Source organism: Bariatricus sp. HCP28S3_A7 (genome assembly GCF_052066375.1).
GTDB lineage: Bacteria > Bacillota > Clostridia > Lachnospirales > Lachnospiraceae > Allocoprococcus.
The window spans coordinates 17,423-29,555 of the sequence record NZ_JBQHSG010000028.1 but is presented as its reverse complement, the minus strand read 5'-3'; the positions used below and the strand labels follow the sequence as shown (position 1 = coordinate 29,555).

The following is a 12,133-nucleotide window of genomic DNA, read 5'->3' as shown; positions in this document are numbered from 1 at the left end:
ACGTGCAGTGAGGTTTAAAAAACTATCGAACAGAGATAACTGTTCTACATCATTTGTTTTAAAAGACATATGCAAACCACCTTTATTTGATAAGATGATTATACCATATGTCTTTCATCAATAGTAGTTATTTAATTAGTTGGAAATACCTTTTGACCCCAGCATCATAATATACTATGCACGCAATTTATTCAAGAAAATTTGCTATCATTTGTTTGAATTTTAGGAGTGCATCGGGGATGGGTTCATGGTCACGAATCTTCTTCAAAGATTTATTGGTGATTCACACCTCGTAGCATAATGTGATACGTATCAATTGGGCTTATTATTCTTCTTGTTCTGGGTATATTACTCTCCCTTCTTTGAAATATAGTAACTACACCCCGTCCCATAGCCACTTAGAATTTCCCTGCATAATTCATTGATATTTGCCTGAATCGGCTTGATATTGTTACAATAATCGGAAATTGCAGCACATACAGTATTACAATTTCCATTCATAGAAATAATTTTCGACAATCACATGAATCTTTACATATGATTCAGGAGCTCCTCAAAACCACCTGCCTATGAGCCGATTATAGCACAATTATTCTTTGTATTCTGCATTATTAATAAAAAGTGGAGGTCACTCCAAAAATTCTCTTATTCTATCCCGGTATTCTCCCGTCTTTCTCCCCAGCAGTACAAAAACATGTCCTTCTCCTTCTACATTCCACCTTCTACAATCTGCATTCACACATTCCTCAATCCGATCTGCATTTTTCATCTTTACAAAGTAATCTTTCTTTCCATGTATAATCATCATCGGAGTTTTTGAATGCCGAAGGCTCTCTGACGCATCACCGTAATAATCAAAATTATCCTTTGTCAGTCCAATTCCGCTCCAGATGAAAAATGATTTACACGCGAACTGTTTCATTCCTACATAGCTGCTGTCTACGATGAGTCTTGTAACATGTAACTCGGGAAGGGCCTGTAATTTCCCCACTTTCAACGGTCCATTTTCCATAAATGTATCAAGCCCGGAGAGATAGTTAACTGTCGCTCCTCCTAAAGATAATCCATGTACGATCACTTGCTCTACTTTATAATCAGCATGGAGCTTTTTCAGCCAGTCATAGACATCCAGACTTTCCAGGAACCCCATCGCCACACGTCCTTCGCTTTTCCCGAATCCGCGCAGATCCGGCGCCAGAATATGATAGCCAAGCTCATAATAGATATAGCCGATATTATTGGTTATGATGCTGCCATCCAACTGATTCGGATGCAAAATGACAGCCCACTTCCCAGAAGGTTCTTTTTGTTTATAAATCCTTCCCAAAAGCTGAACTCCATATTTCTTCCCAGCAAATTTTTCCGCGAGTTCTGCGCGAATCCAGACTTGCTGTGGCGTAACAGGAAGTACCTTATCTGTCTTTCCTTTTACATATTTTATTGCTCTTACAAATTCTTCCCTATTCATCTTTTCCCTACCTTGTTCCATCCTCTTTCGATTTTACATTTTCTCATATCTTCTCAAGACACGGACACTCTATTCCTATTCACCTAAATCCCGATAAAGAAGATATGAAATATGGCTGGAGCGAATCTATCTCTATCATATAGGATTACTCAAGCTTTGTAAAGGTACGTACTATCTACCGTTTAGTGATTACTATTATCCACAAGCACTTCCGAAATCGTCACTAAATTCCGAGAATAATCTTCAATATAATATCAATTTCCATCAAACATATATATAATATCTTTCCCCTGTGCAATGATTTCAGGATACACATTCTAAGACATTATTTCTGTATTCCATATCCGCTCAGACAGTTTCATCGTCAAATTCTGTAATTCGGACTAGAAATAAAGCCTCATAGAACGTATAATAAAATTCATAGATTATAAATTAAAACAGTCCGCGGGCGGGTTCGCGTCACTCAGAATGAGTGACTACGAACCCGTCCCCCGGCCACGAGGACTCATATATGAATTATACAAAAATTTTACAAGGTATCCTTGACATTGGAGAGGCAATGTTAAAAAGTGGTGCCGAGAATTTTCGAATTGAAGACAGTCTCTATCGAATGTGCAGGAGTTACGGCTTTACACGGTATGATGTATTCGTAATACCAAGCAACATTCAGATTACTATTGAGACGCCGGATGGGGAGATTCTTACTCAGATCCGCCATATTGAGACGGTTAGTACTGATTTTGATCTACTTCACCATTTGAATAAGCTATCAAGATATGTCTGTGCGCACACGCCGAATGAGAAGGAACTGCATCAGAAGTATCTTGACACCATGAACCGCATTCCGCAGCATCCCGCGATCCAGTATGTTGCTACTGTGATGGGCGGAACCGGATTTGCTGTTTTTTTCGGGTGCGGATTTACTGACGCAGTTGTAGCTGCGATTGCGTCTGTGATGCTTGTCATCGCCGGAAACTGGCTCAGTAAAAGGGAGAGCAATTTGCTGATCTATAATATGATTCTCTCTTTCTTATCGGAAGTATTGATCGTCGTTCTGGTCCGGCTGGGTATCGGCGTCCATCCGGAACGAATCATGCTGGGGATGGTCATGCTTCTCATCAGCGCAATAGGAACAACGAATGGAATCCGTGATCTCCTGCAGCGGGACTTTATTTCCGGTCTGATCAACATCTTGAATTCTTTTCTTGGCGCTGCGGGTATCGCATTCGGAATTGCACTTGCCATGCTTCTTCTGAATGAAGTTTCTTCCGAAGGAGCAGCGCTGAATACGAATATTCTGATTCAGCTTATTTCCTGCACGATCGGATGTACCGGTTTCGCACTGTGTTTCAAAATTCGTGGCAGACAGGTGCTTTTTTCCAGCGTCGGCGCTTTTTTGACCTGGGGAATTTATCTGCTGGTGTACCACTTTAACCCCAGCAATTTCCTGGCCACACTGACAGCCGCCGTGTTTGTCGGTTTCTATGCATTTGCCATGTCCCGGATCAACAAGGCACCTTCTACGATTTTCCTCACCGCATCCGTGCTTCCCTTAATTCCGGGATCTGCTCTGTACTATATGATGTATGGATATGTGAGTGGAAATAAAGAAATGGCAATGGTCAAGACAAATTCGCTGCTCACGACCTGCCTTGCCATTGCCTTAGGATTCTTAATCGTTGATGTTGCTTCAAGATATCTTATGACTGCATTGAATCGGGATTACCATATCGGAAAACATTCCTAGAATCCAGTGCAGATATCCGGATTGGCTCCTTACGTTTCACTTGCGATATAAGTACGAATCGCCTCGGCTGCCTCCTGATAATCTTTTTTGACATCTTCCAGAAGTGCAGCCGCTTCTTCTGGAACGGTCTCCTGCTCTTTACGCAGTACTTCTGTAATTATTTCCGCAGAACCTGCAAGCCGCTCAATCCCAAGATTTCTACATACGCCCTTCAGGGTATGTGCCGCACGGAAGGCCTCTTCCCGATTTCCTGCATCCATTTCTTCACATAATTTTTGATAACTGTCATCTTCTAAAAATTTGCCTATAAACTTACGCACAAGATTCGGGCTCATCAATCTTTTGAGAACAGCTTCATAGTCTCCGCCTATCTTCTGATAGCATTCTTGAATTGTCATCATTTTCTCCTTTTTGCCGGATTTATTCCACCGCTTTTCCTACCGTCTCCAGCGGATCAATCGTTTCCAGCTGCATTTTGTTTTTTAATTTATCTTCCACTTCCATCAGACATTCCAAAAGCAATGGATTAAATGCGCCGCATTCCCCATGCAGGATCTCATCCGAACAATTATCTTACCGATGTCATGCAATGCAGATACCATATTTTCTAACTCCCTATGCTAAAACTTTCTTAACACATGAAACTATAATAATCTGGAGAGTGCCTTATAAAATCTTTGCATCACTTCCGGCGATGGTTGATTCGTATTTCCGAGTTTTACAGTTTTATTTGCGCCATGGTAATCACTTCCTGCGGTGACAAATAAATTGTAAATTTCTGCAAATTTCAGCATGCTGCTCTTTTGTAATTCGGTGAATCCCGAATAATAGCATTCCAACCCCATAAGGCCATTGGCTTTGAGTCTGGAAATCCGTTCCTCGGTAGCTTCTTCTGTAAGCACTTTGGACCCGTCTGCCAGGATTCCATGCGCAAGCACCGGAATTCCGTCTGCGAATAAAATGGCATCGATCGCCTCCTCAGGAGACAGATATCTTTCCTTTCCATGGTATCCGCCCAGAATCCGGAATGCCTCAGCCTTATCTGCGACATATCCTCTTGCAAGCATCATTTTCGCAAGATGCGGCTTCCCGGGGTTCTCCAGCGCCAAAAATTCATTCTGTTCTTCTTCCGAAAATGCAAAGCCATAATTCTCTTCAAGAAACCTGAGCCGGTTTTTCGCTTTATCCATCCGGGCTGAATGAGTAATCTGTACAGCTTCGAGAATGGAAGATTTCTCCGGGTCATATCCGTACCCGAGGATGTGATATTTTCCTTTGTTGTCACGGCAGGAAAATTCCACACCGTAAATAAATGCCGGATCATCTGGCTGCAATACTTTCTGCATCTCCGCACATCCATCGCAGGAATCGTGATCGGTCAGAGAGAAAAGATCGATTCCTGCCGCCTTTACTTTTTTAAGCAAGGCAGCAGGTGTATCCGTTCCGTCAGAATAGATTGAATGCATATGCAGATCCGGGTTTTTAAAATTCTTATTACGATTCATTATATCAGTGTATCCACCTGTTCTGCCAGTTTGCAAAGTTCATTTCTGTAGATCTCAATCAGTTCCGGGCTTCCGTTTCTGCGAATGGTACGGCGCAGTAATCGGATCAATCCTACAACTTTCGCTTTATTTTCTTTGTCTTTCAGGACTTCCTTATCATCGGTTCCATAGTAAAGTGCAAGGCTCTTCTGCCAGAATGCTTCCGCAACCTCATATGGGAAACCAAGGAATGACAGCACATTGTTCTTATCCAGCATATTGAATCCGATATATGCATTATACATAGACCCCATTTCCAGAACCGGATGACCGATTGCAAGTGTATCCATATCGATCAGGATCACTTCATCATTTTGAAGCATAATATTCTTGGTGTGATAGTCACCATGAATCATATGGTCATCATGCGGAATCTCCAGCATCATTTTATGGAGTTTTTCATATACCTCTTTCGGAAGATGATCCTTCAAGAATTCCGTCCATCCAATTGCGATCTCCCGCTGATCCGGGAGCTGTCCCGCAGGAACTTCTGTGGAATGGATCAATTTCAAAAGGTCAATATACATCTTTGCATATTCATCGATATTTTCAGGCGTTTCCGCTAAAAGCTTTGAAAATGATTTCGCATTTAGCAGTTCGAACATAGATGCATAATGGTCATCGACCTTTACGACGTCATAAGAAATTGCAGTCGGAATACCGAGGACCAGTGCTTTTCGTGCGACATCACGCTCATGTTCGATGTCTGCCAGGGAATCCGGATTCAGATATACCTTAACTACGGTATCCGGATCAATGCGGTATACTTTACCATTTGCGCCCTGACCTATCACTTCACATCCTTCCACAGACACTCTGCGGTATGCGCGGGAAACCGGCATCATGGAAGTAAATCCGGTCATATCCAGAATCTCATATACTTCGGTGGATGCATTCTTCAGCTCCAGTTCAGGATGATTTTTACGCAGTCTTAAGATCACACGGAGACCGGCACTGGAAAGATACTCGAGATTTTCGAGATCGATCATTACAGGAACGCCATTCTCAGCTTTCATCATTTCTTCTTCAACCTGAGGTGCATTGGAAGAATCAATTCTGCCGCTTAAATGAATCACCGTTTTCTCGTTCTCCCGTGTAATAGTAACATTGCCCATATGAATTACCTCCATTTCACTTTATTCTATTTGATTGTATTTCTCTATATTCAGCATTTTTTTCCGTTTTTGTAACAATGAGGGCTACCGCCACGTCTCCAGTCGAATTCACTGCCGTCCGGAACATTCCCATCAGCGAATCGATTCCCATAATCAGGCTCAGTGCTTCAGCCGGCACACCGATCTGAGTAAGCATCAAATTGTGACAGGCACGTAACAATGTAATTCAATGCTTGACCAAGGTTATTCTTATCATTCAGTATCATCATTTTCTACTAGTCTTCTATCTAAATGCTTTCTTCATTTTCAAAATATTCTTTCCATCTTTGTACTCATATGAAAGATCATCCATACTCTTTTTCACCATAAAGATTCCGAGTCCACCTATTTTTCTTTCATCCGCCGAGAGTGTTGTATCCGGTTCTTCCTGTGAAAAGGGATCGTAAGGAATGCCCTGGTCAATAAATGTAATCGTCACTTCTGCAGGCTCCTCAGAAATTTCCAATTGTACCGTCACATCACCCGTATTGGGTTGATAAGCATAATAAGAGATGTTGCTGAAAATCTCATCAATCGCAATATTGATCTGCATCTGTGCTTTCATCGGGCAGCCGCTTTCTTCCAGAGCTTCCTCTACAAATGATGTCACTTTATTCAGATTATCCACTATTGCCTCAACTGTAAGCTCTTTTGCTGTCCCCATCTGCTTCATCCTGACACCTCCTTTTCTTCGTCTCCCGTTCCTTTTTCTTATTCAATCGTCAGGATATCTGAAAAACCAGTCACCTCAAACACTTCCATGATCACATCATTCACATTTCTGATTACCATACTTCCCTGTTTATTCATAGCTTTCTGCGCCACAAGAAGTACACGAAGACCTGCTGATGAGATATATTCAAGCTTGGAAAAATCAAAAACAAGTTCCGTAATGTCTGCAAGAGAATCCTTCAGTTCTCCTTCCAGAAGCGGTGCAGTTGTCGTATCCAGTCTGCCTTCCAGCGCAATCGTCATTTTGGCGTCTTCCTTGTTTTTGTTGATATTCATAATCTTGATCCTCCTAAATTCTTTTTCCGTTCTGCGGTACACAATGCACCTAAGCAATTACATTTTAGCATTTCCCCTACCGTGTATCAATGATTTTTGTCTACAAATGCGAACTTCCCGGCATCGTCTGTGTCTTCCAGCGTATCGTTTTTGCTTTTATGACTGCAAATATGTTTTAATATGATTGAAAATCATTTCCATCGCTGCCTGATTGTAGCCGCCCTCCGGCACGATCACATTGGCATTCTTTTTACTCGGCTCCACATACTGTTCGTGCATTGGTTTGACCGTCTCAATATACTGATTAATAACGGATTCCAGACTTCTTGCCCGTTCCATAACATCTCTCTGTATTCTTCGGATAATCCTGACATCCGCGTCTGTATCAATAAAAATCCGCATATCCATAAGCTCACACAATTCTTTATTTTCAAAAATCAGGATACCTTCCACAATAATCACACGGTTCGGCACGATTCGGATCGTGTCTTTGCTGCGATTATGGATCGTATAATCATAAAGTGGACATTCAATGCTCTCACCTTGTTTCAATGCTTTCAGATGGCGGATCATGAGTTCCGTATCAAATGCATTCGGATGATCGTAATTCAGACGGCTTCTCTCGTCGTAATCCATATCATCATGTGCTTTGTAATAATTATCATGTTTAATAATCGTTACACTTTCCGCAAATCTTGCTGCAATCTGATTGGTCAATGTGGTTTTCCCGCTCCCGGATCCGCCCGCAATTCCGATAATCATATTTTCACTCATTTCATTTTCTCCCGTTCTTTCCATTTTAATCGGATTTTTGTTGTAAAGATATCGATTTTGTATAGCTTCTGTTTTCAGTTTATCATGATTTAGCCTTGGTTTCAACGAATCTGGGGTGCATTTTAAAATCATACGTTTGCAAGATATGAATCATTGCTTTCATCGCTAAATCATAAAACATCCATTTCATACAGCACGGCAGTCTGGCAGCAATTGAAGTGCTACTATAATGATAGTTATAGTTTTTGTCGTGTATCATTCATACAAAACAAAGGAGGTTACTAAAATGTCCACAACAATAGCACCTGATATCCTGTTCTGTGATTATTATAAACAATGGATCACAACATATAAAGAAGGAGCCATACGTCCCGTCACCATGGAGAAGTATTCCATGGCACATCAGTGGGTGGAAAAACTCGTCCCAGAACTTCGCATTACCGACCTGACCCGGATTGCCTACCAAAAGCTTCTCAACGATTACGCTGCAGAACACGAGCGACAAACTACTATGGATTTTCACCATCACCTCAAATGCGCCATACTGGATGCAGTTGATGAAGGTTTAATTGAACGGGATCCTACACGTAAAGCAATCATCAAAGGTAAGCAGCCACGGGATAAAAAACCTAAATACCTGAATCAGTTCGAACTACAGAAACTGCTCGCTGATCTGACTCTGGAGCAGGAAGTCAGCTGGGATTGGTTCATTCTTTTGGTTGCCAAAACCGGCATGCGATTTTCAGAAGCCCTGGCTCTGACTCCAAAAGATTTCGATCTTTCCCACCAGATTCTCTCTATTTCAAAAACATGGAATTATAAAGGAAATGGCGGCTTTTCTCCGACTAAAAACAGCTCCTCCGTACGCAAAATCCAGTTGGATTGGCAGACGGTCATTCAATTTGCAGGTCTTCTAAAAGGGCTTCCTGAAGATCAGCCCATTTTTGTAAAAAATACCGTTTACAACTCGACCGTAAATGATATTCTTGCCCGTCACTGTAAAGCCGTGAATATCCCTGTGATTTCCATCCACGGACTTCGGCATACTCATGCTTCACTCCTTCTTTTCGCCGGAGTTTCCATCGCCAGTGTAGCCAGGAGATTAGGTCACTCTAGTATGACGACCACCCAGAAGACTTATCTGCATATCATTCAGGAACTCGAAAACAAAGATATCGATCTCATTATGAGGTCTCTATCCAGCCTTAGCTAAAAGGAAATAATGATACACGTCAAAATAGATAAGAAGGCAATATCTCTCTTGATATCGCCTTCTTATCATTCTCTAGATATCGAATCCATCTTCCAGTATGAATTTTCTCAGAAGTTCATCTAACTTTGCCCGAACCTTTCTTTTTGGCACATTACTTCCTTCTTTTTCATCAAAATATTGTTTTGCAATCGTAATATCAACGCTCTGAATCAAATCGTCATATTGACCAAATGCATTCATATCATTTTCAGTCACATGCTTTCCCATCAACTGGCGTAATTTCTGTTCATAAATTCCCAATCTGGAGGCAAAATTATGAATCTGATCACTTTTCGCACGAATTTGATATTCTACTATATACTCCCGGACACTTTTATCTTCACTGACAATCAATTCATGATTCTGGATATCCTTCAGCAGAATATTAGCAAACTTCTGCTCTTCCTGTGTAAGACTTGCAAAGGAACGATGCAATTCATTGAGCATATTATGAATGGTCTCTTCATCGGCATTCTCATTTAACATCTTCACATATTTCTTGAACCTGCTGTCCATATAATCCGAATCAATCTTTTCTGTAGAAAGTGCCATCAAATAGGGTTCAATATCATACGCTTCCTCTTCACCGCCTCCATCAGGGCCTGGTCTTCTCAGCTCTTTGTAACGCGCAAGCAATATTTCAAATGTCTGCTGATCAAATTCCAGACAAACTATTTCTTTCACTCCACCCGGTTGTTCAATTTCATAAGAAGTCTGTTCCCATACAAATCCCTGTACCTTAGCCGGTTCCAGATGCTTATTGAGTTCTCGGAATAATTTCGAAAACTTCTGTTTTTCCGCCTTTTCATCCGGGAGCTTGTAAAAATCAGAAATACCGGCAGATTCAAATAAAGTTTTAATCTCTTCAAAACATCGATTCATACTTTCCAGATTTTCTTTCAATTTCGGCACAAAGATTCCGTATGGCTTATTCCCTGAATACTGTTCAAATGCATATTCCACCACATTTTTCATGGTATACGGTCTTCTGTAGTAACGAATGATTCCATGCGGCTTATCCTCAGTAAACACACGGTTAGTTCTTGAAAAAGCCTGAATGATCATTTCAATATTTGACCATTTATAGAACTTATCCATATATAAAGTATTCAGCCACTTTGAATCATACCCGGTCAGCATCTGATCTACAACAATCAAAATATCCAGGCATTTCTCCGGCTCATTTTCAATAGCCACATAAGCATCTTTGTGTGCCAGTCTTGCACACACATCTCTTTTAAAAGCCGCATATCCCGGAATATTGAACCGCACACTGAAATCATGATTGTAATCTTCCAGAATCTCTTTGATTCCATCGATTTTCTCAATGGATCCTTCATGATTCCCATCATGAGGATCAAATACTGCGGTGATTTTCAAGCCACGATTTCTGGATCTGATTTCTTTGTAGTACTGGATCGCTTCTGGAATACTGCTGGTAGCTAACATGGCATGGAATTTTCCATTATGACTCTGGCTGATCCAATTTTCCAAAATATCATCTACAACTGCTTTTCGATGCTGCTCCCGGTCATACTGCGCATCTGTCAGCTGCCCTTCAATACTTTCTAATACTTCCCCATTGTCTCCCAATTCCGCCCCCATAGGGACTTCATTCATCCAGTGATTATAAATTGCTTCTTTCGCCGGATTCCCGAAAACTTCTGCTTCGCTCCTGACCTTTGCTTTATCCAAAGCTATCGCCAGTCTCAAATTCTTGTCTTTATATGTAGGCTGCGGAATTGTATCAAAACCGAGTACATTGCCATCTCTCATCCCATCCGCCACCGTATACCTGGTACCTTCCAGTTCATTTCCAAAGACATCTGCTGTTGTAGTATCTTTCTTTTTATTGATTTCTAAGATAGGTGTACCGGAAAATCCAATAAAGATTGCCCTTGGGAAGGTGTGTTTAATCGTCGAAAGCATTTCGCCAAAAACACTGCGATGACATTCATCTACGATAAAAACAATCCTCTTTCGATTGATTTTTTCAATATCTGCGATATTCACATTATCATCCGGTGTAATTCTGCTCATTTTCTGAATCGACGTAACAATCAGTGTGTCCTTCGCGGCATCACTTTTCAATTTCCCCAATAATACAACCGTATTTTCAGTGGACTGAACGTCATCAGTTTCATCAGAAAATCCCCGATATTCCCGCAAAGATTGTATTCCCAGTTCAATCCGATCCATCAAGAAGACCACTTTATCAGCATCGCCGGAATTTGCGATCAACTGAGCCGACTTAAAACTGGTCATCGTTTTACCGGATCCCGTAGTATGCCACACATATCCACCATAAATATTCTGGTCATCCCATTTCATTTCACTGACACGACGAGATATCTTACTGGCCGCATAATATTGATAACTTCTCATAACCTTCAGCGTATTATCAGTCTGATCTGCAACCGTATAATATCCGATCAACTCATGTGCCATTGGAATAGAAAGAAGCCTTTCCGCGATCGTACTCCAGTCGTTAATTGGATTATTATACTGATCTGCCCAATGAAAACAAAATTTCTCACTGAATTTATCCGCGCGCCCGGGATTCGCAAAATATACACATTCCTCCGGGTTCATAGCTACGAAAATCTGAACCAACGAAAAAATCCCAGTGAACACTCCTTCATGCAAATATTTCTGAATCTGGTATTGCGCCTCCGATACAGGCACACCACTTTTCTTTAGCTCTACATGAATCAGCGGCATCCCATTTATCAACAGGCAAAAATCTCCACGCCGGTTTGGATAAATATCATTTCGTGCGCTATAAATCGGCTGTTCGGCAATCTGATATCGTGTCCTGCCAGCCGCAATTTCATTCCGATCAAATATTTTCAAAGAAATCATTTTACCAAAATTGTGTTGATCCTTCTCATTATCTCTGACAATCTGGACATATCCACCATTAATAAATCCATTTAACTTGAGTGGTGTTCGCAGTGCTTTGATTTGCTCCATAATCTGCTGCATTTCTCCGGCTGTCATCGGATAATCTCCAAGACGATCTACCGCTCTATTATTCTCATATATAATATTCGCCCAGTTTTGAAGCAGTTCTTTCTCGTTCTTGTACTTCAGAACACCGTCTCTCCACCCTTTTTCTTCTACGAGGGTTCTAATGAGATCCGCTTCAAACTTACTTTCACTGTCGTAACTCATTTATTCACATCC

The 12,133-nt window shown here is 41.2% G+C and carries 11 protein-coding genes; 2 read left to right on the top strand and 9 right to left on the bottom strand.

The genetic code is table 11. The features are described from left to right. Positions 1 to 628: 628 nt before the first annotated feature. The gene (locus ACTNA4_RS13735) at positions 629 to 1,468 is read right to left on the bottom strand and encodes an alpha/beta hydrolase (RefSeq protein WP_441030601.1); all 840 of its coding nucleotides are present in this window, start codon (positions 1,466 to 1,468) and stop codon (positions 629 to 631) included. A 511-nt stretch (positions 1,469 to 1,979) separates the two neighbouring features. Here ACTNA4_RS13735 and ACTNA4_RS13730 point away from each other — a divergent pair. Further along, positions 1,980 to 3,215, top strand: coding sequence for a threonine/serine ThrE exporter family protein (locus ACTNA4_RS13730; RefSeq protein ID WP_427820039.1), 1,236 nt, complete (start codon positions 1,980 to 1,982; stop codon positions 3,213 to 3,215). Between the two features lie 29 nt (positions 3,216 to 3,244). Here ACTNA4_RS13730 and ACTNA4_RS13725 read toward each other — a convergent pair whose 3' ends face one another. The 7 genes from ACTNA4_RS13725 to udk form a co-directional block, all read right to left on the bottom strand. After that, positions 3,245 to 3,613, bottom strand: a complete 369-nt coding sequence (locus ACTNA4_RS13725) for an Hpt domain-containing protein (protein WP_441030599.1) — start codon at positions 3,611 to 3,613, stop codon at positions 3,245 to 3,247. Between the two features lie 246 nt (positions 3,614 to 3,859). Continuing rightward, a complete protein-coding gene (locus ACTNA4_RS13720; RefSeq protein ID WP_427820041.1) occupies positions 3,860 to 4,720 on the bottom strand; it encodes a PHP domain-containing protein in 861 nt (286 codons plus the stop codon). Beyond that, positions 4,720 to 5,874, bottom strand: a complete 1,155-nt coding sequence (locus tag ACTNA4_RS13715) for an anti-sigma factor antagonist (protein ID WP_427820042.1) — start codon at positions 5,872 to 5,874, stop codon at positions 4,720 to 4,722. The genes ACTNA4_RS13720 and ACTNA4_RS13715 overlap by 1 nt, the downstream gene beginning before the upstream one ends. Before the next feature lie 16 nt (positions 5,875 to 5,890). Continuing rightward, positions 5,891 to 6,070 carry a cation:dicarboxylate symporter family transporter gene (locus ACTNA4_RS13710; protein WP_441030605.1) on the bottom strand — a complete coding sequence of 60 codons (180 nt, stop codon included), beginning with the start codon at positions 6,068 to 6,070 and terminating at the stop codon, positions 5,891 to 5,893. Between the two features lie 87 nt (positions 6,071 to 6,157). Further along, positions 6,158 to 6,586 (bottom strand): ATP-binding protein, encoded by a 429-nt coding sequence (locus ACTNA4_RS13705; protein ID WP_441030597.1) that lies wholly within the window; start codon positions 6,584 to 6,586, stop codon positions 6,158 to 6,160. Between the two features lie 38 nt (positions 6,587 to 6,624). Further along, entirely contained in the window at positions 6,625 to 6,921 is a 297-nt protein-coding gene (locus tag ACTNA4_RS13700) for an STAS domain-containing protein (RefSeq protein ID WP_427820044.1), read from the bottom strand. Between the two features lie 156 nt (positions 6,922 to 7,077). Further along, a complete protein-coding gene (udk, locus tag ACTNA4_RS13695) occupies positions 7,078 to 7,695 on the bottom strand; it encodes a uridine kinase (protein ID WP_427820045.1) in 618 nt (205 codons plus the stop codon). A gap of 286 nt (positions 7,696 to 7,981) precedes the next feature. On the opposite strand from udk, the gene ACTNA4_RS13690 reads away from it, so the two are divergent. After that, complete coding sequence (locus ACTNA4_RS13690; RefSeq protein ID WP_427820046.1) at positions 7,982 to 8,908, top strand: tyrosine-type recombinase/integrase; 927 nt, start codon at positions 7,982 to 7,984, stop codon at positions 8,906 to 8,908. Between the two features lie 72 nt (positions 8,909 to 8,980). Here the strand turns inward: ACTNA4_RS13690 and ACTNA4_RS13685 are convergent, their stop codons facing one another. Beyond that, positions 8,981 to 12,121, bottom strand: a complete 3,141-nt coding sequence (locus ACTNA4_RS13685) for a type I restriction endonuclease subunit R (protein ID WP_441030595.1) — start codon at positions 12,119 to 12,121, stop codon at positions 8,981 to 8,983. Positions 12,122 to 12,133: the final 12 nt, after the last annotated feature.

Coding starts and splice junctions, on each gene's coding strand:
- ACTNA4_RS13735 (WP_441030601.1), bottom strand. CDS start 1,468: ATGAATAGGGAAGAATTTGTAAGAGCAATAAAATATGTAAAAGGAAAG.
- ACTNA4_RS13730 (WP_427820039.1), top strand. CDS start 1,980: ATGAATTATACAAAAATTTTACAAGGTATCCTTGACATTGGAGAGGCA.
- ACTNA4_RS13725 (WP_441030599.1), bottom strand. CDS start 3,613: ATGACAATTCAAGAATGCTATCAGAAGATAGGCGGAGACTATGAAGCT.
- ACTNA4_RS13720 (WP_427820041.1), bottom strand. CDS start 4,720: ATGAATCGTAATAAGAATTTTAAAAACCCGGATCTGCATATGCATTCA.
- ACTNA4_RS13715 (WP_427820042.1), bottom strand. CDS start 5,874: ATGGGCAATGTTACTATTACACGGGAGAACGAGAAAACGGTGATTCAT.
- ACTNA4_RS13710 (WP_441030605.1), bottom strand. CDS start 6,070: ATGCTTACTCAGATCGGTGTGCCGGCTGAAGCACTGAGCCTGATTATG.
- ACTNA4_RS13705 (WP_441030597.1), bottom strand. CDS start 6,586: ATGAAGCAGATGGGGACAGCAAAAGAGCTTACAGTTGAGGCAATAGTG.
- ACTNA4_RS13700 (WP_427820044.1), bottom strand. CDS start 6,921: ATGAATATCAACAAAAACAAGGAAGACGCCAAAATGACGATTGCGCTG.
- udk (WP_427820045.1), bottom strand. CDS start 7,695: ATGAGTGAAAATATGATTATCGGAATTGCGGGCGGATCCGGGAGCGGG.
- ACTNA4_RS13690 (WP_427820046.1), top strand. CDS start 7,982: ATGTCCACAACAATAGCACCTGATATCCTGTTCTGTGATTATTATAAA.
- ACTNA4_RS13685 (WP_441030595.1), bottom strand. CDS start 12,121: ATGAGTTACGACAGTGAAAGTAAGTTTGAAGCGGATCTCATTAGAACC.